Genomic DNA, 21,702 nt, shown 5'->3' with positions numbered 1-21,702 from the left:
CGCATCACCTCCTGCAATTTCTAACCGGAGTCGCCCATGACCTCTCAGTTTGCGAAATATCACGGCTTAGGCAATGACTTTATTTTGGTGGACAATCGCCACCAGAGCGAACCCTGCATTACGCCAGAGCAGGCGGTGAAGTGGTGCGATCGGCACTTTGGAATTGGTGCAGACGGCGTAATTTTTGCGCTACCCGGACAGGGCGACACTGATTACACCATGCGAATTTTTAACTCAGACGGCTCTGAGCCTGAGATGTGCGGCAACGGGATTCGCTGTTTGGCTCGTTTCATTGCCGATCTGGAAGGACGCTCCGCGACGGATACAATCGCCTATCAGATTCATACCCTCGCAGGCGTGATCATCCCTAAACTGGAAGCCGATGGACGGGTGACGGTGGACATGGGGCTACCACGCTTGCTGGCAAAGGAAATTCCTACAACGCTAGCGGAAGCAGAAGAAAAGGTGATTAGTCGATCGCTTGAAGTGGCAGGGCAAACCTGGGAAGTCACCTGTGTCAGCATGGGCAATCCTCACTGCATCACCTTTGTTGACGATGTGGCCGCAGTTCCTCTAGCGGTGATCGGGCCTCAGTTTGAGCATCATTCGGTATTCCCTCAACGCACCAATACCGAGTTTATTGAATTCGTGAAGTCTGACTATCTAAAAATGCGCGTCTGGGAGCGAGGAGCTGGGATCACACTGGCTTGTGGAACTGGAGCCTGTGCGTCGCTGGTGGCAGGCGTGCTGACTGAACGATGCGATCGCCGCGCAACGGTGGAACTGCCGGGTGGCTGTTTAGAAATTGAATGGTCTGCGGCAGACGATCGGCTATATATGACTGGACCCGCAGAATTAGTGTTTACAGGGGAAATGGGCTATCCCAGTTAAATTGCATTAAATTGCGACCTGACGCGGTGTAAGCTCGCTCAGCATAGCGATCCCCCTAGAGAAGTGATGAAAAAAGGCGATCGTCCCACAAGTAGCGATCGCCTTCTGCATAGAAATTAGATTTTTCCTGCGTTCTAGCCTGGCTCTGCAATACGACAACGGCTAACGCGAGCTAAGTAAGCCTAGAGCAAGCCTTCTTTGCCTGCCATCGACAGCATTAAATCAATCACGCGGCAAGAGTAGCCCCACTCGTTGTCATACCAGGACACAACCTTGAAGAAATTGGGATTGAGCTGGATTCCTGCCCCGGCATCAAAAATGCTGGAATGGGGATCGGTGATGAAATCGCTTGAGACCACTTCCTCAGTGGTGTAGCCAAGAATGCCTGCCAGCTCGCCTTCGGCTGCCGCTTTGACTGCTGCGCAAATCTCCTCATAGCTGGTGGATTTCTCAGTTTTGAAGGTCAGGTCTACGACAGACACATCGGGCGTGCCGACGCGCAGTGCCATTCCGGTGAGCTTGCCTTTGAGGGCAGGCAGTACCAGCGTGACAGCTTTTGCGGCTCCGGTGGAGGCAGGAATGATGTTTTGGGTCGCTCCCCGTCCACCGCGCCAGTCCTTTTTGCTGGGACCATCGACCGTCGGCTGAGTGGCAGTCATCGAGTGAATGGTGGTCATCAAGCCTTCTGCCAGCCCGAAGTTTTCATGGATGACTCTGGCAACGGGAGCAAGGCAGTTGGTGGTGCAGCTTGCGTTGGAGACGATCGTATCCTTTGCGGGGTCAAACTCCTGATGATTGACGCCGACCACAAACGTTTTCACTTGATCCGGGTCTTTAGTGGGAGCTGAGATAATCACCCGCTTCGCGCCTGCCTGTAGATGCTTGGATGCCCCATCGTGGGTCGTGAAAAGCCCGGTTGACTCCACCACATAATCCGCACCCAGCTTGCCCCAAGGCAGTTCTGCGGGATCGCGCATCGCCATACAGGGAATAAATTTGCCGTCTACGACAATGCCGTCTTCTTTTGCCTCAACTGTGCCGTCATAGCGACCGTGGGTGGAGTCATATTTCAGCAAATACGCCAGGTTGTCCGGCGGAACCAGATCGTTAATGCCGACAAATTCAATGTTCGGGTTTTTCGCGCCTGCCCGAAAGACGAGTCGCCCAATGCGACCAAAGCCGTTAATTCCCACTTTAACGGGCATGATTCAATCTCCTTGTAACTAAGTTCTTCTCGTTAAGTTCACAGTCAAGCTTTTGATCAGGCTTACAGTCTCAAAGCTTTGAGTCAATCGATACTGATTTAGTTTTTGCAGCGACGATCGTTCTTTTCTCAAGCCTTCTTTTCTTATGTAAGATTGCCAGCAGTCTAACATCTGCTGATTTATAGACATCTGGCTCTCTTAATTTCCTTTAGATTTTCAGGCGATCGATTAATACTCTGGAGGAATTTGCATTCGATCAGGTCTGCACTCGACACTGTTCCCGCTCCCGGAGTCTGCGCTGAAGGGAGGGCGATCGACCTAAGATTGCGGTGCTGTAAAGGCGATCGAACTCGCGCTGAAAGTGGGCTGCGACGGTAGGATTGTCAATGACCAACAGCGTTTCGTCGTTTGTGGCGTTTGCGGCTTCACTCCAGTTTTGCGATCCCGTAATGATCCAGCGGCGATCGATAATGCCGACTTTGTGGTGCAAGATATCGCCGCGTGTCAGAGCTGGAATGCCGACGGTATTGATCCCCGGCTTCCAAGGGCGATTTCCGACTTCGGTACGGCAGTTTTTGTCCGGTAGCGAAACGCCCATCAAGTCTAGTCCCTCGCTGTATTCCCGAAAAGCAAACTGGGGATCGATCAGAGCGCGAATTTGGACTCCCCGCTGACGATCGGCTTCCAGAATATTGCTCAGTTGCTGATCTGAGAACACAAACAGAGCTAGGTCAACGGCTTGAGTCGCTTGGCTGAGGGCACGACCGATCAGCCCATTCCCGCTCTGTTGCCAGGGTTGACGAGTCGAAGTGGGCGAAAACTGCACGGTGATTGAGGAATTGGGAGCAAGGGAAATAGTTTGCGGCGGACGGTAGAGCTTTTTTAAGCCAAACTTGCGACTGGTGGGGGTGCCGTTTCCCCACATCTGGTTAAATTCCTGGGTGAAGAGTTGAGCGACTCTGCCGCTCTGGATTTTGAGTAGATGGTTTGCGTTGCCTAAACTTTCTGGCGTGAGGAAATCCCCGTGAGCCTCGCTCCATGACCAGTTCACTGATCCCGTCAGCACCATTTGCCCGTCGATCACCAGGAACTTGTGGTGCATCAAGCCACTGCCGCGCGAACCGTCTTGCATGTCATCAATCAGGGGAATTTTGGCGGTTTCGAGCATCCCGATCGCATCGCGCTGCGCCAGTTCTTCAGGGGCAAGCTGACCGTCTCGATTCAGATCGACTAACTGCACAAACTCCTGATATTTCTTCTGGGCGCGATCGTCTAACCGAGAAACCTGCTGGGGTGTAAGTTTGCTCAGGGATTGGCGATATTCATGTTCCACAATCACCCGTACTGGAACGCCTGCCTGCTGCCGCGCAATTAAGGCCTGAGCAATTTTCGGCAGATTAAACTCTTGCACTGCCAGATCTACAGAGACTTGAGCTGAATCGATCGCCTCCACAATCACCTGTTCGAGGTCATCGCCCAATCGCTGCTGCTGTCGATAAGGTTCTGTGTAAAACGAGGATTGTGACTGATTGAAATACACCTGAATAATCGGATCTTGCGGCAGGGGCGGCAAAGGGGGACGAAAGGCAGCGACCGGACGACGGGCAGAGACGAGCCACACGAGCAGTAGCCCCAACCCAAACAAAACCAACCCGCGAAACCAGAGCGAATTCAGCAGACGTGAAGGAGGAGGTGAAGGAAGAGGCACGATGCAGACCCGACAAAACATCCTGCTTAGTCATGCCCGATCGCCCAACTGAACTAACACGCGATCGAATTTATACACCCATTCATCCAGTTTCATCCAGTGACGATCGCCTCGTGCGTCAGAACACCAAGAAACAGGGTGTGGAAACGATGCCCTTGCTCTGATGCCTTCGGTCAAATTGTATAGATTACTATTCTGCTTTTCTCTGTCCTCATCCAGATGTTTATACTTAGATCGCTGATGGTATAAAAATTAGAAGGCTCAGTAGTATTGCGGAATGCTTAGCTTAACTTCATTTTTCTTCTTTCCGAAAAGATGAACTGTAGCTCAAGTCGAATAAACAGAGTTGCTATACTAGGTAGAATCTCTTAAACCAGTTCTTAACCTTTTTGTTATCGGGCATCTGCTCCCTCGATCGCCGCTCTAATTTTTCCCGGAGTGACCCATGCTCAATTCCTCACTCTATCAAGGCTCACCGGGTGGGCTTTCAACGCCAAAGCGAATCGGCAGCTATCTGACCGAAGCAGGGCTATTGACGGCTGACCAGATTCAGGTCATTTTGAATGACCAGCGGGCAACTGGAATGCGGTTTGGTGATATTGCTGTTGCCAGAGGCTGGCTCAAAGAACAAACGATCGAATGGATCATGGCAAAGGTGATCGAGCCTGAGCGTAAAGCAATCCAGACTGTGCTTTCTCAAAAGGCAAAACAACAAGCAAAACAACAGTCTTCCAGAGCCACTGCTCAACCGCCAAAGCCCTCTGAAACCACGGCGAATGGAGCAAGGCCCTTTGTGCGTCGGGATGCACCGATCGCCAAACCCCTGCCGCCTATAAATTCCTCGGATAGTGAAGTGAACTGGGTTGGTTAAAACGCGATAGGTTAAAACGTGATAGTGGCGTAGGCAAAAAGAACATCAAGGCGCAAATAGCCAGAGCCAGAGCGGTAAAACAAGCAGTAGCGCGATCGATCCCAGTGCCAGCGTAGTTACAGTAAAACTGCGATCGAGGTCATAAGCCTCAGCAATAAATAGCGTTGCAAACGCAGGCGGCATTGCCATTTGCAGCACGATCGTTAACTGTGGCAGTTCAGACAAGCCCAAGTGCGACAGTTCTAGCCCTAGCACCAGCGGTACGATCAGCATCTTAATCATCAGGCTGACGATCGCAGGCTGAATTTTTTGCCACGAAGCCAATTGACTTAACCGCATTCCCAGCAGCAGCAGTGAGAGAGCGATCGTGCCCCAGGCGAATCCTTTCAGTCCCAGTTCGACTGATTGAGGCAGTGCAAGCGAGCGACCTGCTAAGCCAATCCAAAAGCTCCAGAGTGCCGGATTGTTAATCAAAGCTTGCCCGATCTGTTTCCAGCGAGTCTGGTTTGGCTGCTGCGCTCGATCGCTAAAGTAGGCTGCCAGCAAAACGCCCAGCCCGTACGCGCCCAGGGTACTGCCCAGCGTGTCATAGAAAACCGCCCAGCCAAAATATTTCTGTCCCACTAGCGTCAGCGAAATCGGATAGCCTAAATATCCTGTGTTGCCCAGCATTGCTGCCAGCAAAAAGCTGCCCTGCGTCGATCGCTGCTGCAACTGATCTGAAATCAAATATTTTGTCCAGGGATGCGATCGCTGGTGTTGAATCCTCTGTGACAGGTAGTTTTGTGCTTTAATCCAGCCCCATGCCAGCAGCACAGCAGACAGCATTGCTCCCCAGGCGGCAATCGGAGCCAGCCACACCGAAGCCGATAGATTTGCCTGCCGCAAAAATGCAAAAATCCCGATCGGGATACCCACCCAAAACAGAAACTTGCCCATCAGAGCAGGAATGCGCGGGGGCAGCACCCGTCCTAGAAATAAGCCAAAGCCGACCCAGCCAACCAGGGGTAGATAGAGTCCGAGCAGGCGCATCATTTGGTTCATGAAGTGATCCTAAGAACTTGCGGCTCGTTTGCATTCCTCCATTACGGTAAAGTGGTACGAAAACTAGCTCGGTTTAGAATAAGCAGGATTGCCACCAGATATAGGAGGAATGGCCTGTGAATAATGCAGGATTACCCCCAGGAATACCGCAAGAATCGGCTGAAATTCCCGATTATGCTGATCTGCCGCACTCAGATATTCCTGAGGCAGTGCGGGAAATGCCGCTCGTAGAAACTTCCTCCTCTCATAAACAAACAAAAGTTCTGTGGGGATTAGGCTCAGGCTTGATTGCCCTGCTGCTGCTTGGGCTGTGGCTCATGCCACGTCTGCTGCGAGCGGCTTCTGCCCCGATCGAACCTCTCGCAAACATCACTCCGCAGATTATGGGACAGGCGATCGTCCTACTCAACGGACAGGCTGCCCCTTTACTGAATCATCTGCCCTATGCAGAGGCACCCCGTGCTGACCTGAAGCCCGTTTCATCCGATGGACAGGTCTTACTTCGGCGCTCGGCGGCAGCTAAATTCAAGGAAATGGCGGCAGCGGCAAAAGCAAACGGAGTCATCCTGGCTCCCCTTTCCGGGTTTCGATCGATCGCAGAGCAAGATCACGTCTTTTTTGATACGAAAGCACAGCGCGGTGAAGATCCCGAAAAACGGGCAGCCGTCAGTGCCCCTCCTGGATACAGCGAACACCACACCGGCTATGCGATCGACATCGGCGACGGTAAGCGACCTGCCTCTGACCTGCAAACAAGCTTTGAGACCACGGCTGCCTATCGCTGGCTCCAGCAGAATGCCGCCTTCTATAGCTTTGAGCTGTCCTTTCCTAAAAACAACTCGATGGGCGTGAGCTACGAACCCTGGCACTGGCGATTTGTAGGCGATCGAAACAGCCTGGAAACCTTTTACCGCGCAAGAGAAACCCCCCGACCTTAACTCCCCCTTACCCCTCATCTTTCCGCTCCCTCACCTCCCCACTCTCCCACCAATTCCTCTACTTCCTCTACAGTAAGAAAAGCAGACCCCAAGAAAAGCAGACCACCCCACCAAAACCCCAATGAGCCAGACTACGCTAAACCTGATTGCGATCACGATCTTTTCCCTGGTGATGGCGAGTCTGCTGGGTCCATTGCTGCATTTGTCTCCGGTTGTTCCGGCAGTCGCGGCATTTAGTCTGCTCAGCATTGCCACGCTCGATGCGTTCTCGCTTCAGGGCAGATTAGGAACACTGGTCGTAGACACGATCGCCCAATTTTCCGAGGAACACCGATCGCGGATTGTGCGCCATGAGGCAGGACATTTTTTGGCGGCGCATTTGTTAGAAATTCCGGTGACGGGCTACACGCTCAATGCTTGGGAAGCTTTACGGCAAGGGCAAGCCGGGCAGGGCGGAGTCAGTTTTGGTGCAGCAGAACTGGAAGCACAAATTACGACTGGGAAGCTTTCGACTCAGCTTATCGATCGCTACTGCACGGTTTGGATGTCGGGCATCGCGGCGGAACAAATCGAATACGGCAATGCTGAGGGGGGCACAGACGATCGCCAGAAAATTCGACTGCTGTGGATGCAACTTCAGCGATCGATGGGGGAAGCCGATCTCAAACAGCGATGGGCACTGCTTCAGGCAAAAACACTGCTGCAAGACCAGACAGTTGCGTATAAGGCTCTGGTGACGGCAATGGAACAGCGTCAGCCTGTGGAAGTTTGCCAGCAGGCGATCGAAGCGTCGCTCAAGTCAGTAGAGTTGCCAGGGCGATAATCCAGGTAGAACGGTTTGAGTTGCCATGATTTGATCGATCGCAATCCAGAGATGCTGTGTTTTTGCAAGCGGGGCGATCGGGAGTTCCACCATCGACACTGCCTCAAATTCTGCGTCGGATTCACAGCGTTTTATCGCGTTCGCTTCGTGCAGCTCACAAATTCCTATCAACAAAAAGATCCCGCAAAAGTGAGACGGTTTCCGATCGTCCTTTGCTCAGACTAGAAAGATAAAGTTTGTTGTAGTATTATTCCTCAAGAATTTTATGGCTCCCACCGTTCTCATTACTGGCGGTTCGCAGGGCATTGGCAAAGCGACCGCAAATCTGTTTGCCCAGCATGGCTACAATCTTGTTCTCACCGCACGTCGAGCTGAGCTCCTCGAAGAAGTAGCGCAAGGCTTTCGCGCCGCAAATCATCCTGTTTTTGCCATGCCTGCGGACACTCGCAACCCCGATCAAGTTAAAGATCTAGTCGAAAAGGCAATTCAGCAGTTTGGTGCGATCGATGTGTTGATTAACAATGCCGGAATCTTTGCGACTGGACCAGTTGATCATTTCTCGCTGGAAGACTGGCATACGATTATCGATATCAATCTCTGGGGCTATATTCACATGGTTCATGCGGTTGTGCCTCACATGATTGCTCGCGGCAAAGGCATGATTGTGAATCTCAGCTCGATCGCTGGCAAATCTTCCTCGGCGTATCTCGTTCCCTACGTCACCAGCAAGTATGGCGTGACAGGACTCACCGAATCCCTCCATGCAGAACTGTCGCCCAAAGGCATTACGGTTTGCGGCATTTACCCCAACATCATCAAGTCCGACTTTATAGGGAAGGCAGTGATTCGGGGCATTGATGAGCAGGACGAAGCCGATCGCCGCAGACAGCTTGAGCAAGTGCTGCAAGTGCCCGTGGTGGAAAAGCCGGAAGATGTGGCAAACTCTATCTGGGATGCGGTGAAAAATCAAAAAACAGAAGTGGTCGTCGGTTCAGCAAAGCTATCGCTGGGCGTAAGCAGCATTCTCCCCGGCGTGATGCAGTGGATTACCCACAAAACCTTCCAGAACCGCGATAAAAGCAAGTCGGCGTAGACTTTTGGACTGGAACGATTCCTGCATTCTCATAACCTACTGCGCTTTGCGGGGTTGGCATCTTGCCTGCACTACTTAAACAGGTGAAATGCCTATCCTGCAAGGGCAGTAAGAATGTTCTGGCGTAAGGCGATCGTCTTTATCTGAACTACGCCCTATTTTGAAACGGCAATTTGAAACAGGCTTCAATCTCTGCAAGCGTCAGGTAATCTCCGGGCTGACTAGCACTGCGATTTTCAATCACTTGCATTGGTAGAGCCGGATCGCCCAGGCTTGAAACCACCATGATCGCTTCGTGAAAATCTTCCTGCTGCGTATAGCTGCTAGTCGTCACCAGACAGCGAAATCCTGCTGCGATCGCTGCCACTAGTCCATTGCGCGAATCCTCAATCACTAGCGTACTTTCAGGCAATAAGTTCAACTGCTCCTTTGCCAATAGGTAAATATCAGGGGCAGGTTTTTTGCGCGGCACCATATCCCCGGCATAAACCTTGAAGTGCTTTGCCTGCTCTGTTCCCACCACAAACCCCAGCACCGATCGCACCGATTCTTCTGCGGACGTGGAAGCAACAACAAGCGTCCAGCCTGCGTCGATCGCTTCTTCTGTAATTCGCTTAATCCCCGGTCGGGCAGGCAGTTTGCCGCTCTGCACCATTTCTTTGTAAATGGCAGTTTTGCGCTTGTGCCATTCAGCAAGCAATTGACGCTGTTCTTCTGGGTTTGTGGGCAATCCAGCCTGTGCTACAAACTCCGGCGTGAGCAAACGTGCCATACGCTCTTTGCCGCCGCCGATTTTGAGCTTCTCGGTATAGTCGGACTCTGACCACTGCACAGGCAACCCGTACTCCGCAAACATCTGATTAAATGCAGGCAGATGTCCATCGCGCTCGGTATCCGCTAACACGCCATCACAGTCAAAAACGATCGCGCTCATATCTTCTTTCTTGTTACTGGTTAATTGCTTTAATTGCTGAAATTCGCTGCGAATTTAACTACTGAAATAGAGTAAATTCTACAGTATTAAACTCTCCTGTATTGGCTAATAGTAGGGCGATGAATCGATTTTAGCTGTAATGGCTCTATGGTGAATGGTACGTCCAGCCAAATCAGAGCTATAGCTCAAGTTGCATTATCACGCGATCGGAGATTGGTAATCCGGCTTCCCTTTCTTGAAGTCTAATTTGCTGCAAACCAATTGTTAGTTCTGATTCGTCAGAAATGCGAAATCCCAATTTTGAGTAAAAGGGCGCATTCCAGGGGATGTGCCGAAAAGTCGATAACGCTACCGCCCGATAATCCTGAAGTTTTGCCCAGGAACAAACCGTATTCACGAGTGCTGATCCGATGCCTTTTCGCCCATGTGCAGGATTCACATCAATTTCCTGGAGATAGAGGGTGTCATCAACTTCGCGAGTAATGGCAAACCCAACCACAGCATCCTGGTTATCGATTGCAACCCATACCTGCCCTGCTTGAAATCTTTCTCGAATCAAGTCGAGTGGCAGGGGTTCAGCATTCACTAGGAAAGAATAGGGAGTGTCAAGAAATAAGCGATTTGCTAATTGCTCAACCTGAGACAGTAGGGTTAGTTGTTCAGCACGAGCAGAACGAATTGTATAACCTGATTCAAGAATTCTCATGGTGTTTTACACCTCACAGGGCTACGCGATTTATCTACCCGCTTTAGACTAATAAAGATAAGTTCAATACTTAAGTTTAATATTAAAGAAAATTGCCGGAGCAGAAGACAAGATACGTCCTCCGTTCCGGCTGATTAACATTGCGATCGATTTTTCCTTGCCCTTAAATTCCATCAGGATTGCATCAGGAGATGAAAGGCTCGATCGATCGCTTACGTTTGGCGAATGATCCCGACAAGTTCCTATCGCGTAATGCGCTGAGCACTAAACGTATTGCTCATGGCGTTTGCCATCTGGTAGTGATCCTGAATGTTGGGCAGCAGGGTAGAAGCATAGGCTTTTGCTTCGGGTGCCTGTCCTTGAGCAATTTGAGTTTGGAACAGAGCAACCGTCCGCAGGTGAGCCGTGGTCTGAGCTTCCATATATGCCCGATCGAACTCTGCACCTGACAGTTGGGACAGACGCTCAGAAATAGCAGCACTCAGAGGGTCAACACCCGTCGGAAGCTGAACACCATACCGAGCTGCGATCGGCTGAAGTTGCTGGTTAGCAAGGGTGTGCTCATCGATCATGCGCTGGGCGTATTCACGCACTTCCTGGTTGTTCGACTTTTGCAAAGCGAGCTGAGAAGTTGCGATTTCTGCGTTGTTGCCCTGCGCTGCCATACGGATGAACTCACGATCGAGGCTGCTTACGGTCATCATGCCGTTTTGCATCATGCCGCCGGAAGAATTGCGATCGACACCCTGCTGGTTCATCGGCATATTCATCTGCATGCCCCGATTCATCTGCATGCCCTGGTTCATTTGCATGCCCCGATTCATCTGCATGCCCTGATTCATTTGCATGCCCTGGTTCATTTGCGTGGAGCGGCTGTTATTCTCTTGGGTTTCAGATGCTCCTGAGTCTGGATTGATGTTTCGCGCTTCAAGCCGTCTTTCTGCTTGCTCAACCCGATCTGCACTGCTTCGATCGAGCGTCCGCGCTGGGTCATCAGAGGAGTTACTGCCAACGACCGCAGGCGAACCCGAAGGGGTTTCACTCGGTCCCGGAATTGTGCGGAACGGCAGGGAGCGAACCTGATCACCTGACTGGATCGATCGCGATGAATTTCTCTCTACTCTGTTAGAAGACTCGCGCTCCATTGAGGAACCATTATTCATCCCGTTGCCCATGCCAGGATTCGTCCCATTGCCCATACCGGGGTCATCGACCGAGGAAAAACCAGGAACACTGGGGCTGCCCGAGGGAGATTCACTGGGACCAATCGGAGATTGGAACGGCTGCTCGGTACGGCTTTGTGCTAGCGCAGGCAAGCTTACTGCCGAAGCAAGGGCAGCAGCACTGATAACGCCTGCAAAACGCTTCACAAAAGCAATACGATTAAAGTCTTTCATTGTAATAATAAGCCTTGATTTCGAGAGTGTAGTTTCAAACGTCGATCGCTCCTGAAGCCGCTTTCTCAACCAAGCTTTCTCAAGCTATAAGAAGGCAAACCAATAAGAAGGCAAAGGGATCGAACTTTTATCTCTAGGTACATTGGGCAGTGTAAAGAGTTATGCCCGCTACAAACCTCTACCAAGGGAATTGGGAAACCGACCGCCCCGTCTATCTTCAGGACGAATTCCCCACCCAATGTTCATATTGCCGTTACACCTTGCCCTGGCACGGCTGCCTGCCCCTGCTGCAAATCCCTGCCTTTCTGCGCCTACCATCCTTTATTTCGAGTGGCAGAATAGGAATAACAGAGAGTCCAACCCACTTTCTGAGAATCCTGATAGGATTGAGTTACATTAATTAATATTAAGAGGTTAGATTCCCCCCTCGCACGGACATTTTAGGAGGAAGAACCCCCGGTGAATAACAAACGGTGGAGAAATGCGGGGCTTTACGCGCTTTTAATTATCGTTGTTCTGTTTTTGGCAACGACGTTAATCGAGCGGCAGCCCCAGTCAGCAGTAACCTGGAAATATAGCCAGTTTATCGACCGCGTCGAGGCTAGTCAGGTTGAGAAGGTCATGATCAGTGCCGATCGCACCAAAGCTTTGGCACAAACCAGCGATGGTCAGCGCGTTGCGGTGAATTTGCCCAACGACCCCGGACTGCTCAATATTTTGCAAGAGAATGGTGTCGATATTGCCGTTTCTCGTCAGGCAGACGACAATATCCTGGCACGAGTCCTCAGCACGCTGCTGATTCCGTTCCTGTTGCTAGTGGTGCTGTTCTTTGTGCTGCGACGGGCACAGGGCGGTCCTGGCAGTCAGGCAATGAACTTTGGCAAATCAAAAGCTAGAGTCCAGATGGAGCCGCAAACGCAAGTCACGTTTAACGATGTGGCAGGCATTGAGCAGGCAAAGCTGGAACTAGCAGAAGTTGTAGATTTCCTCAAAAATGCCGATCGCTTTACAGCTGTAGGCGCAAAGATTCCGAAAGGTGTACTGCTTGTCGGTCCGCCCGGAACGGGTAAAACGCTGCTGGCAAAGGCAGTTGCAGGCGAAGCAGGTGTTCCTTTCTTCAGCATTTCGGGTTCTGAATTCGTAGAGATGTTCGTTGGGGTGGGCGCATCTCGTGTGCGTGACTTGTTTGAGCAAGCAAAAGCCAACGCTCCCTGCATTGTGTTTATCGATGAGATCGACGCAGTGGGACGGCAGCGCGGCGCAGGCTTAGGCGGCGGCAACGATGAGCGTGAACAAACTCTGAACCAGTTGCTCACTGAAATGGATGGCTTTGAGGGCAATACAGGCATCATCATCATCGCGGCAACGAACCGTCCCGATGTGCTGGATGCAGCTCTCCTGCGCCCCGGTCGCTTTGACCGTCAGGTCGTAGTCGATCGCCCCGACTATGCCGGACGACTGGAAGTGCTCAACGTTCACGCTCGCGGCAAAACCCTGTCGAAGGACGTGGATTTAGAGAAAATTGCCCGCCGGACTCCCGGCTTCACGGGTGCGGATCTGGCTAACCTGCTGAACGAAGCCGCAATTCTGGCAGCTCGTCGCAACTTGACCGAAATTTCAATGGATGAAGTCAACGATGCGATCGATCGCGTCCTGGCAGGTCCAGAGAAGAAAGATCGCGTCATGAGCGAAAAGCGCAAAACCCTCGTTGCCTATCACGAAGCCGGCCACGCGCTCGTTGGTGCCCTGATGCCGGACTATGACCCGGTACAAAAAATTAGCATCATCCCTCGTGGACGCGCAGGCGGTTTGACCTGGTTCACTCCCAGTGAAGACCGGATGGACTCTGGCTTATACTCTCGCTCCTACCTGCAAAACCAGATGGCAGTTGCCCTCGGCGGACGCATTGCGGAAGAGCTGGTATTCGGCGAAGAAGAAGTCACCACCGGCGCCTCGAACGACCTGCAACAGGTGGCACGGGTGGCACGGCAAATGGTGACTCGCTTCGGCATGAGCGATCGTCTTGGACCCGTTGCTCTTGGTCGCGCTCAGGGCGGAATGTTCCTCGGACGCGACATTATGGCTGAGCGCGATTTCTCCGAAGAAACGGCGGCGGCGATCGATGACGAAGTGCGAAACCTGGTAGACCAGGCATACCGTCGAGCAAAGCAAGTACTGCAAGAAAACCACGCGGTGCTAAACATGCTGGCAGATATGCTGATTGAGCGGGAAACCGTAGACTCGGAAGAACTGCAAGAGCTGTTGGCAACCAGCGATGTGAAAGTGGCAGCGATTCCTTAATGAATCTGATACCACTTCGCTAATTTCATAGATTAAATCAGGGGGCGGCTTGACCGTCCTCTTTTTTTTAGGGGGATATGGAAGGGTCGCGAGTCAGACCAGTTGCAGGCAATACAAACTGCCAGATCCATTTGCGATCGGCGTTCGGATATTTATGCTCAAGCACAAACGGCAGATTCACGGCTCCAAACCCTCGGCTCAAGTCCCGCTGGTGCTGTAGTTAGACACCCACTAGATGATCTCGCAATTCCTCTGCTACGCTCGATAGCGGTATCGTCACACGACTTTTGCTATCTTTGCCGTCCCTGACTACAATTTGCTGTTGAGCAAAGGCAACATCCTTGACTCGCAATCGCAAACCTTCAATTAAGCGAAGCCCGCTCCCATACAGTAGCTTCACGACCAGTTAATAAATATCGTCACACTGTTGGATCACGGCAGTGCGAAGCAGTTCCCCTGCGGGGTAATCGCCTCCATGAGGAATCTGAAAATATGCGGAAAGATTCTGGCTATTCAGCTTAAGCCGCGTACTATGCGGAAATAATCTGCATAATTAGTAAGTTTGGGATGTTATGCAGAATCATTCTGCCTATCCACCTACTATGGGATTTTAGGCGGAAATCTTCAGTCTATGAATAGTTCTGCTGCTTGCGTCCAGTGTTGCCTTTATAGAATTACAGACCCAATGTGACAGCCTAATCTACGCTTTACGGTCGCGTTACGGTGTGGTTGCAGGTGTTTCTTGAATTGTTTAGTCTTAAATCGTGATGAAAGCCTGGATTATTGAAGCGCATGGAAATACAGATGGCCTAGCTCTTGTGGATTGGCCGCAGCCTGAACTCGGTCCCCATGATGTTTTGGTCGCGATGAAAGCGGTCTCGCTCAATTACCGCGATCTCGGCACCCTACGTAACGCGCGGCCGGGCAATCTGGCACCGCCGCTCATCCCCTGTTCCGATGGAGCGGGTGAGGTGGTCGCAGTCGGCACCCAGGTAACTAGATTCCAGGTAGGGGACCGAGTCGTCGGAGGCTTTTTTCGCGATTGGATAGAAGGTCGCTTCTCGCTCGACTATCACAAGGCTTCTGGTGGTGGCTCGATTCACGGCGTGCTGCGCGAAACGATCGCGACCCCGGAATGGGCGCTGGTGCCAGTTCCGGAGACTTTCTCTTATGCCGAGGCTGCCACATGGCCAGTGGCAGGCGTGACCGCATGGGCATCACTCTTTACACGCGGTCACTTGCAAGCAGGCGCCACGGTTCTCACATTGGGCACTGGTGGCGTCTCGACTTTCGCGCTGCAATTAGCCTCCGCTGCCGGAGCCAGGGTTATTACGACCTCAAGCAGCGATGAAAAGTTGGCCAGAGCACGCGAAATGGGGGCCTGGGAGACCGTGAACTATAAGACCACCCCTGAGTGGGACCAAGAGGTGCTGCGCCACACCCAGAGCCAAGGTGTGGATCATGTGATTGAGGTCGGGGGCTCTGGTACCCTCGAAAAGTCGACGAACTGTGTCGCAGCAGGAGGCCAAATTGGCCTCATTGGGGTGCTCACCGGATTTGGTCCGCCAAGCGGGAGTTTGTTTCCTCTCATGGTGCGCAATGTCCGCCTTGATGGCATCTACGCTGGCTCACGCTCTGATTTGGCAGCCCTCATCGCTTTCTCAGAGGCTCATCAGTTGCATCCCGTCATCGACTCGACCTTTGGCTTCGCTGATTCTAAAGCGGCCTTTGAGTACCTTGCAAGTGGACAGCATTTCGGCAAAGTCGTGATTGACGTCGCGTAGGACGTACATCCGACACAGAATTGAGGATTCGCAAGAGTCACTATCAAGCAGCAGAACCAGGCGCTGCAACCGACCGCTTACAGCTTCGTTTGTTCCTCACTACGCTTCTAGCGGCGGCTGAGCTGTATCGTTATGCCGCCTTTAGTTATTAGTAAGGTAGTGTTCTGAAAAGTGTCTGTCAGTGCTTCAGGTTTGTTATGAAATTGCCAATATTCCAAGTTGATGCTTTCACAGACAAAGTGTTTGGTGGCAATCCTGCTGCTGTTTGCCCTCTTGAACAGTGGCTACCTGATGATGTTATGCAGCGAATAGCAATGGAGAATTTTGTTGCTGAGACAGCATTCTTCATTCAGTTAGATAAGGGCTTTGAGATACGTTGGTTTACACCAGAAATTGAAATGGATTGGTGCGGACATGCAACATTGGCAACAGCACACGTCATAGCAAGGCATCTCAATTTCTCACGACCTTTCATCCAGTTTCGATCGAAAAGTGGAGAGCTTACAGTGGCAGTTGAGGAGAAGTTACTAACCTTAAATTTTCCTTCTCGTAAACCTGAACCGAGGGAAGCTCCACAAGTAATTTTGGATGCGCTTCAGCATAAGCCTGTAGAGATTTTGAAGTCTAGAGACTATATGCTTGTGTTTGAAGATGAAGAAGTGATTCGACATCTAGAACCCGATCAAAGCCTTCTTAACCAAATCAATCTTGACCCCGGTGGTGTCATTGTGACAGCCAAAGGAGAAGGGGTAGATTTTGTATCACGTTTTTTCACACCGCAGGCGAGTATTTTTGAAGATCCCGTAACAGGGTCTGCTCATTGCTCGTTGATTCCCTATTGGAGTGAGAAACTTGGTAAGGATTCTATGGTTGCCTTGCAATTATCATCGAGAGTTGGAAAACTGTTTTGCAAAGATGTAGGTGAAAGAGTTTTAATCTCAGGAGAAGCAATAACGTATCTGGAAGGGCATATTATAATCTGACTATCTTGGAAAATACTCTTAGCAACGGACAGCATAACAATTCGCTTGGAGTGGATTGACGAGAGGTCTTAGTGCATTGCTCAGATTGTTTGCAACCGCTGACCAGAACCGTTCGGCTGCTGCGCACGGCCTGGCTGCACCAGAAAACTCAGTGTGTAACATGCGGAAGGACTTGATGAACTGCAAATCCCTTCCATGTCTATTGGGCTATTTGAAATGACATTTTCCATTCGAGAACTTGGCCCAAACGATTTGGCAACGGCACAGCAGCTTTTCGAGATGTGGCGGCAAGAGGACAACGTGACCAAACCGCCGCCTTCGTCTGAAACTCTGCTGCGCTTGCTGTCACGCCCCGATTTTCACGCCGTTGCTGCGTTGCGCGAGGATGAAGCCATCGGCGGACTGACAGCTTATGAGTTGGAGATGTATACCGAAGCGGCTACGGAATTGTTCGTCTACGAGGTCGGCGTTGCCACCGCGCATCGGCGGCAGGGCGTGGGGCGTGCCTTGATTGAGTTCGCCAGAAATCTATGTCGTTCGCGCAGCCTGAGCGCACTCTATATTCCTGCAATGGCCGATGACGCTCGTGCTGTTGCGTTTTATCAAGCGACCGGCCTCAAGCGCGAAGATGTTGCGTGGTTCATACAGGAGTTCGAAGACAACTTATGAAACTTCACTCTAAACATCGGCAAAAGACATTGCTGAACTCACCAACAGCTGCCGAACAACAGTGCTGCACCGGAACGTAGCAATATACTCGGTTAAGTTGCAAAGGTTATTTGCGGCGGGTGAGCAGGGTCGTTAGGTGGCTTCAGTTATTGGTGTTGACGGTACTTGGAGTTTGTTGATTAGACTCATTAAACTTGAGAAGCTGAGTAAGCTTATCCTTAAAGTAGCTTTGAAACTATGGCGTTTGAATTTGACCATCTCTTTATCTGTACTGATATTGGTGCTGACGAAGCTGATCGTTTAGTATCATTTGGTTTAGTGGAGGGGGCATCTAATACACATCCTGGGCAAGGAACAGCCAATCGCCGTTTCTTCTTCCACAACGCATTGTTGGAATTGTTGTGGGTTCATGATACAGAAGAGGCGAAATCAGAGCCAATTCGCCCTACTCGTCTTTGGGAGCGATGGACAAATCGGAAGGATGGCACATGTCCATTTGGAGTTTGTTTGCGTTCAGGAACAAGTGATGGTGACACCGCTGCATTTTCCAGTTGGGCATATCGTCCACCTTATCTGCCTGAAACACTAAGTATTGCGGTGGGTACAAATAGTGATGTGCTAACAGAGCCAATGCTCTTTCAAACTCCATTTGGTAAACGTCCAGACCAATACCCGGCTGAAGAAGCACAGCCTCTAAAGCATCATGTTGGTTTGCGCGAAATAACTCGTGTAGAGTTGGTCAGTCCTACCGCAGATAATCCGTCACCAGAATATCAAACGGTGATCGACACCAATCAGGTCAGGGTACGATTAGGAGCAGAATATTGCGTAGAGCTTGGTTTTGATGAGGAAGTGCAGGGGCATCAAATAGATTTTCGCCCTGGATTGCCACTTATCATAAGTTGGTAGCCGTAACCCGCCATCTAACAATCCGCTTGCACACCGACCGTTTAGATATGATTGGTTGAGTTCGAGAAGTTACTGGTGGCGGGTGAAGCGGGTCGTTAGCCTGCGTGTCCCTTCAGAACTTTCGCTTGAGTTTAAAGATTTACTTCAACAGCAGTTTTTGTGTCACCTGTACAGAGAAGATTCAATTTAAGAATGAGCTTTAAACGATTTGCGCTTGTTCTAAAAATGCTTTCGTTGTTCAAGACACAATTATGAAACAATCCTCCAATCAACAAAGGCTTTCAAGAAGAAATCTTCTTCAATTTAGTGCAGGACTGATTGGTACAGGTTCGCTAACAGCTTGGTTGGGAACGGGCGCATTAGCCCAAGCTGCCGAAGATCAGTCATCCCGTACTAAGCAAGCCCAATCTGTTAATGCTGATCCTGGGAGTGCCCATTCCCAAAGTACTTTGACTCCTGATCAGGCGCTAGCGCAACTTATGGAAGGAAACCAGCGATTTGTTCAAAGAAGGCGGCTCAATCCTAATCAAGATGCTGCCCGCCTAGCTGAAGTTGCGTCACGGCAAGCACCCTTTGCCGCTATTTTGAGTTGTGCAGACTCACGAGTAGTGCCAGAGATTGTCTTTGATCAGGGAATTGGAGATCTCTTTGTAGTTCGTGTTGCTGGTAATATTGCTATCACTGAAGACATTGCTAGTGAAGAGTATGCGGTTGGTGTCTTGAGAACACCCCTACTGATGGTTCTGGGACATGAGCGATGTGGTGCCGTGGCAGCGGCTCTGGAAGGGGGAGAATTGCCAGGTGTCATTGAATCACTGGTATTTGCAATTCGACCAGCAGTTCAAGCTTCGGAGGGGAAATCGGGCGATCGCCTTACAAACGCAATCAAGTCAAATGTGAGCTTACAGGTACAGCGGCTGCAAAACTCTTCTGTAATTGCTTCAGCCGTACAAGAAGGTAAACTCAAAGTTGTGGGTGCCTACTATGACCTGGATACAGGCGAAATCAGTTTAGTCAACTAGGACGCACAGAGGTAACTATTGCTGCAAATTGCGGTTGCAGCTAACAACCCGCTTGAACCCGACCGTTGAGGGCTAATCTATAAAGTGTTCAAGCTATCTACGGCGGGTTAAGCAGAACGTTAGAGAAGTCTTTGTTTCTGGTTGTGGCAAAACAGGCGTTGCTGAATTGAAGGATGAAGACACAACTTGAGACCCTGCATCGCCCCCTAAATCCCCCAATGCTGGAGGACTTTGAGGATCAGTTTCCCCCAATTTTGGGGGGCTAGGGGGGCTAATCATACTCCAATTCAGCAACGTCGTGGCAAAACACAAAAGGTGTTTGTCAACGTGCAAGACTAAATTGCGGGAAGAGTGCGTCGTCTGATGCTTGGGGTAGGGCTTCAGTTCCCGCTCATTTTAGAGCGATCGGTTCAGATAGGTTTTTAAACTAGAACTGTGGCTTGTGTGATCCTGCGGAAATTGAACAGGTTTATTACGATCACTAACTTTCGCAAACAAACCTTCACAAACAAATCGTGAGCCATGTTACCCGTCCGGGCATTTTAGCGTTAGTAGAAATACTCAATGCTGAAGAAGGAGCCGCGAGGATGGTGCTGAGTTCACTGCAGAATCGGAAATATCGCATCGGGGGTTATCGTCCTGGGCGGAAGCCAGAGAATACGAAATATCATCACAGCGATCGCTTTCAGGCGGATCAGCTTCCCCGCAAAGTCGATCTGCGAAAGCACATGACCGAAGTGGAAGAGCAGGTCGGCAATAGCTGCGTTGCCAATGCCTTTGTCGGTGCATATGAATATCTTGCCAAACGGGATCTGGGCGAAGCGGGCAATGTCAGCCGTCTTTTTGTCTACTACAATGCACGGGCACGAGAAGGCTATGAAAACGGCGATTGCGGCTCACAAATGTATTGTGCGATCGATAGTCTGATTGAATACGGGGCTTGCTGCGAAGACATTTGGGCAAATGATGAATCGCTAATCTGCGAAGAACCCGATACAAATGCCTACGAACACGCTGCAAACTTCAAAATTACAGAAGCAGAGTTTATCGAAACTGATTTAGATCTCTGGCGGCATACCTTAGCAGAAGGATATCCGATCGCGTTTGCGTTAAACACCTTTGAGTCATTTGATGATGCCACCCAAAATCGGGGTCGCGTTCCCATGCCCAAGCGATTGGATAACGTGCGGGAAACGCATGGATGGCACGCGATGCTATGTGTTGGCTATTCTGACAAAGATCGAATGTTTATTGTGCGAAACTCCTGGGGCGTAGCGTGGGGCGATCGAGGCTATTGCTACATTCCCTATGACTATGTGATGCACCTGGATTACAACGGTCACGACTCCTGGATTATTAAAGCCGTAAACGATCTCGATTTTAGTGTGGATGTTTGGGAAGAAGGAGACTCTGTTTTTGCAGATGAAGGATCACTCCTCCTCTACGATTTTTACATTCGCACCACCAATCCTGAAGGCTTTATTGAGGAGCTTGACGCATTGTGCCAAAACTATGTTGAAACCGAAGAAGATTACTACTTCGATTACGAAGAGGAAGAAACCGAAGAGGAATACATCGTTCACGTCAATAGCTTTGATTTGACGATCGATGACCCAGATGAATTTCTTGAGGAGTTAGACACTCTCTGCGAAAATTACGCGAGCGATGAGGACTATGGCTACTACATAGAGTCAGACGCAAGCGAAGAAGAGGAGGAATACAGCGAGGAAGAGTCAGACGCAAGCGAAGAAGAGGAGGAATACAGCGAGGAAGAAGAGGAATACAATGAGGAAGAGGAGGAATACAGCGAGGAAGAGTACGAAGAGTAGAGACCCAGAGAGGAAGACATTTTATGACACTGCAAAAAAATTCATCTTCTAATCATTCTGATACCGATTACCCTGAAGGGGGAACTGCTTCGCATCGCCAATCTGCTGGCAAGCCAACCGAAATCGTTACCGTACGCCCTGATGCTGAAACCCTGACCCGTCAACGATTGCCCTACTTTATCGGCATCTCTGAAACCACAGCAGGCGCAAAGGGAATCTCGATGAACCTGGTAATCATTCCCCCAGGGGGTTCAGCAGAACCGCATTTACACCGTGACTATGAGACAGCGATTTATCTGATTAAAGGTCGCGTTGAAACTCGCTATGGTCAGGGACTCAAACAAACAGTTATCAACGAAGCAGGTGATTTTATTTTCATCCCTCCGGGCGTTCCCCATCAGCCTCATAACCTGAGTGACACTGAACCTGCTCACGCGCTGGTTGCTCGAAACGATCCTAATGAGCAGGAAAACGTTGTTCTCTATAGCTTTACGGATACACGTTCGAACAATGGTTGAAGGCAGCATCGACACAATCGCGAAAGCTATCAAATTCATCCCAGCGTTGACGCATCCAATTCTTGAGCACGAACCAC

General features: G+C 50.6%; 22 protein-coding genes and 1 pseudogene. 14 read left to right on the top strand and 9 right to left on the bottom strand.

The features are described from left to right. Positions 1-36 precede the first annotated feature (36 nt). Entirely contained in the window at positions 37-891 is an 855-nt protein-coding gene (gene dapF / locus NDA02_RS21335) for a diaminopimelate epimerase (protein ID WP_190793143.1), read from the top strand. Between the two features lie 182 nt (positions 892-1,073). On the opposite strand, the gene gap is transcribed toward dapF, so the two are convergent. Continuing rightward, positions 1,074-2,099 (bottom strand): type I glyceraldehyde-3-phosphate dehydrogenase, encoded by a 1,026-nt coding sequence (gene gap, locus NDA02_RS21330; protein WP_190793159.1) that lies wholly within the window; start codon positions 2,097-2,099, stop codon positions 1,074-1,076. 253 nt (positions 2,100-2,352) lie between these two features. Continuing rightward, positions 2,353-3,804, bottom strand: a complete 1,452-nt coding sequence (locus NDA02_RS21325) for a phosphatidylserine/phosphatidylglycerophosphate/cardiolipin synthase family protein (protein WP_347277902.1) — start codon at positions 3,802-3,804, stop codon at positions 2,353-2,355. Positions 3,805-3,836: 32 nt separating this feature from the next. On the opposite strand from NDA02_RS21325, the gene NDA02_RS21320 reads away from it, so the two are divergent. Next, a complete protein-coding gene (locus NDA02_RS21320; protein WP_277879216.1) occupies positions 3,837-3,968 on the top strand; it encodes a hypothetical protein in 132 nt (43 codons plus the stop codon). A gap of 281 nt (positions 3,969-4,249) precedes the next feature. Then, positions 4,250-4,675 carry a hypothetical protein gene (locus NDA02_RS21315; RefSeq protein ID WP_190793141.1) on the top strand — a complete coding sequence of 142 codons (426 nt, stop codon included), beginning with the start codon at positions 4,250-4,252 and terminating at the stop codon, positions 4,673-4,675. Between the two features lie 45 nt (positions 4,676-4,720). On the opposite strand, the gene NDA02_RS21310 is transcribed toward NDA02_RS21315, so the two are convergent. Beyond that, entirely contained in the window at positions 4,721-5,719 is a 999-nt protein-coding gene (locus tag NDA02_RS21310; RefSeq protein ID WP_242067453.1) for an AEC family transporter, read from the bottom strand. A gap of 116 nt (positions 5,720-5,835) precedes the next feature. Here NDA02_RS21310 and NDA02_RS21305 point away from each other — a divergent pair, with 116 nt between their 5' ends. Then, positions 5,836-6,657 carry a M15 family metallopeptidase gene (locus NDA02_RS21305; protein WP_347277901.1) on the top strand — a complete coding sequence of 274 codons (822 nt, stop codon included), beginning with the start codon at positions 5,836-5,838 and terminating at the stop codon, positions 6,655-6,657. 121 nt (positions 6,658-6,778) lie between these two features. Then, complete coding sequence (locus NDA02_RS21300) at positions 6,779-7,480, top strand: ATP-dependent Zn protease (protein ID WP_348255797.1); 702 nt, start codon at positions 6,779-6,781, stop codon at positions 7,478-7,480. On the opposite strand, the gene NDA02_RS21295 is transcribed toward NDA02_RS21300, so the two are convergent. After that, positions 7,457-7,654, bottom strand: coding sequence for a hypothetical protein (locus tag NDA02_RS21295; RefSeq protein WP_348255795.1), 198 nt, complete (start codon positions 7,652-7,654; stop codon positions 7,457-7,459). The two genes, NDA02_RS21300 and NDA02_RS21295, sit on opposite strands and share 24 nt — an antisense overlap. A gap of 91 nt (positions 7,655-7,745) precedes the next feature. Between NDA02_RS21295 and NDA02_RS21290 the strand changes: the two genes are divergently transcribed. After that, the gene (locus NDA02_RS21290) at positions 7,746-8,573 is read left to right on the top strand and encodes an SDR family oxidoreductase (RefSeq protein WP_348255794.1); all 828 of its coding nucleotides are present in this window, start codon (positions 7,746-7,748) and stop codon (positions 8,571-8,573) included. A gap of 148 nt (positions 8,574-8,721) precedes the next feature. Here the strand turns inward: NDA02_RS21290 and NDA02_RS21285 are convergent, their stop codons facing one another. The 3 genes from NDA02_RS21285 to NDA02_RS21275 all read right to left on the bottom strand — a co-directional run bounded on the left by NDA02_RS21285 (position 8,722) and on the right by NDA02_RS21275 (position 11,610). Then, the gene (locus tag NDA02_RS21285) at positions 8,722-9,507 is read right to left on the bottom strand and encodes an HAD-IA family hydrolase (RefSeq protein WP_190793137.1); all 786 of its coding nucleotides are present in this window, start codon (positions 9,505-9,507) and stop codon (positions 8,722-8,724) included. Positions 9,508-9,685: 178 nt separating this feature from the next. Next, entirely contained in the window at positions 9,686-10,213 is a 528-nt protein-coding gene (locus NDA02_RS21280) for a GNAT family N-acetyltransferase (RefSeq protein ID WP_348255793.1), read from the bottom strand. Positions 10,214-10,455: 242 nt separating this feature from the next. Further along, positions 10,456-11,610, bottom strand: coding sequence for a DUF4142 domain-containing protein (locus NDA02_RS21275; RefSeq protein WP_190793135.1), 1,155 nt, complete (start codon positions 11,608-11,610; stop codon positions 10,456-10,458). A gap of 459 nt (positions 11,611-12,069) precedes the next feature. Between NDA02_RS21275 and ftsH3 the strand changes: the two genes are divergently transcribed. After that, positions 12,070-13,911, top strand: a complete 1,842-nt coding sequence (gene ftsH3, locus NDA02_RS21270; RefSeq protein ID WP_190793134.1) for an ATP-dependent zinc metalloprotease FtsH3 — start codon at positions 12,070-12,072, stop codon at positions 13,909-13,911. Between the two features lie 220 nt (positions 13,912-14,131). On the opposite strand, the gene NDA02_RS21265 is transcribed toward ftsH3, so the two are convergent. Further along, a complete protein-coding gene (locus NDA02_RS21265) occupies positions 14,132-14,311 on the bottom strand; it encodes a tyrosine-type recombinase/integrase (RefSeq protein WP_199296690.1) in 180 nt (59 codons plus the stop codon). A gap of 367 nt (positions 14,312-14,678) precedes the next feature. Here NDA02_RS21265 and NDA02_RS21260 point away from each other — a divergent pair, with 367 nt between their 5' ends. The 7 genes from NDA02_RS21260 (at position 14,679) to NDA02_RS21230 (ending at position 21,625) form a co-directional block, all read left to right on the top strand. Then, the gene (locus tag NDA02_RS21260) at positions 14,679-15,695 is read left to right on the top strand and encodes an NAD(P)-dependent alcohol dehydrogenase (RefSeq protein WP_190793133.1); all 1,017 of its coding nucleotides are present in this window, start codon (positions 14,679-14,681) and stop codon (positions 15,693-15,695) included. Between the two features lie 197 nt (positions 15,696-15,892). Continuing rightward, complete coding sequence (locus NDA02_RS21255) at positions 15,893-16,678, top strand: PhzF family phenazine biosynthesis protein (RefSeq protein WP_348255791.1); 786 nt, start codon at positions 15,893-15,895, stop codon at positions 16,676-16,678. A gap of 216 nt (positions 16,679-16,894) precedes the next feature. Next, positions 16,895-17,347 carry a GNAT family N-acetyltransferase gene (locus NDA02_RS21250; protein ID WP_348255790.1) on the top strand — a complete coding sequence of 151 codons (453 nt, stop codon included), beginning with the start codon at positions 16,895-16,897 and terminating at the stop codon, positions 17,345-17,347. Between the two features lie 237 nt (positions 17,348-17,584). After that, a complete protein-coding gene (locus NDA02_RS21245) occupies positions 17,585-18,256 on the top strand; it encodes a VOC family protein (protein WP_190794648.1) in 672 nt (223 codons plus the stop codon). Between the two features lie 251 nt (positions 18,257-18,507). After that, positions 18,508-19,278 carry a carbonic anhydrase gene (locus tag NDA02_RS21240; protein ID WP_190794649.1) on the top strand — a complete coding sequence of 257 codons (771 nt, stop codon included), beginning with the start codon at positions 18,508-18,510 and terminating at the stop codon, positions 19,276-19,278. 515 nt (positions 19,279-19,793) lie between these two features. Next, positions 19,794-21,107 (top strand): C1 family peptidase, encoded by a 1,314-nt coding sequence (locus tag NDA02_RS21235; protein WP_348255789.1) that lies wholly within the window; start codon positions 19,794-19,796, stop codon positions 21,105-21,107. A gap of 23 nt (positions 21,108-21,130) precedes the next feature. After that, on the top strand, positions 21,131-21,625 hold the full coding sequence (locus NDA02_RS21230) for a cupin domain-containing protein (RefSeq protein WP_348255787.1): 495 nt from the start codon (positions 21,131-21,133) through the stop codon (positions 21,623-21,625). On the opposite strand, the pseudogene NDA02_RS21225 reads toward NDA02_RS21230, so the two are convergent. Then, positions 21,597-21,702, bottom strand: a pseudogene (locus NDA02_RS21225) (IS630 family transposase); the annotation flags it as partial. The gene NDA02_RS21230 and the pseudogene NDA02_RS21225 sit on opposite strands and share 29 nt — an antisense overlap.

This window comes from Leptolyngbya sp. ST-U4 (assembly GCF_039962215.1).
GTDB lineage: Bacteria > Cyanobacteriota > Cyanobacteriia > Elainellales > Elainellaceae > Leptolyngbya_A.
This window is presented reverse-complemented; position numbering and strand designations above follow the sequence as displayed.

Bases quoted from the DNA above. Each gene is read 5' to 3' on its own strand.
- dapF (WP_190793143.1), top strand. From the start codon at position 37: ATGACCTCTCAGTTTGCGAAATATCACGGCTTAGGCAATGACTTTATT.
- NDA02_RS21320 (WP_277879216.1), top strand. From the start codon at position 3,837: ATGCCCGATCGCCCAACTGAACTAACACGCGATCGAATTTATACACCC.
- NDA02_RS21315 (WP_190793141.1), top strand. From the start codon at position 4,250: ATGCTCAATTCCTCACTCTATCAAGGCTCACCGGGTGGGCTTTCAACG.
- NDA02_RS21310 (WP_242067453.1), bottom strand. From the start codon at position 5,719: ATGAACCAAATGATGCGCCTGCTCGGACTCTATCTACCCCTGGTTGGC.
- NDA02_RS21300 (WP_348255797.1), top strand. From the start codon at position 6,779: ATGAGCCAGACTACGCTAAACCTGATTGCGATCACGATCTTTTCCCTG.
- NDA02_RS21290 (WP_348255794.1), top strand. From the start codon at position 7,746: ATGGCTCCCACCGTTCTCATTACTGGCGGTTCGCAGGGCATTGGCAAA.
- NDA02_RS21285 (WP_190793137.1), bottom strand. From the start codon at position 9,507: ATGAGCGCGATCGTTTTTGACTGTGATGGCGTGTTAGCGGATACCGAG.
- NDA02_RS21280 (WP_348255793.1), bottom strand. From the start codon at position 10,213: ATGAGAATTCTTGAATCAGGTTATACAATTCGTTCTGCTCGTGCTGAA.
- NDA02_RS21275 (WP_190793135.1), bottom strand. From the start codon at position 11,610: ATGAAAGACTTTAATCGTATTGCTTTTGTGAAGCGTTTTGCAGGCGTT.
- NDA02_RS21260 (WP_190793133.1), top strand. From the start codon at position 14,679: ATGAAAGCCTGGATTATTGAAGCGCATGGAAATACAGATGGCCTAGCT.
- NDA02_RS21255 (WP_348255791.1), top strand. From the start codon at position 15,893: ATGAAATTGCCAATATTCCAAGTTGATGCTTTCACAGACAAAGTGTTT.
- NDA02_RS21250 (WP_348255790.1), top strand. From the start codon at position 16,895: ATGACATTTTCCATTCGAGAACTTGGCCCAAACGATTTGGCAACGGCA.
- NDA02_RS21245 (WP_190794648.1), top strand. From the start codon at position 17,585: ATGGCGTTTGAATTTGACCATCTCTTTATCTGTACTGATATTGGTGCT.
- NDA02_RS21240 (WP_190794649.1), top strand. From the start codon at position 18,508: ATGAAACAATCCTCCAATCAACAAAGGCTTTCAAGAAGAAATCTTCTT.
- NDA02_RS21230 (WP_348255787.1), top strand. From the start codon at position 21,131: ATGACACTGCAAAAAAATTCATCTTCTAATCATTCTGATACCGATTAC.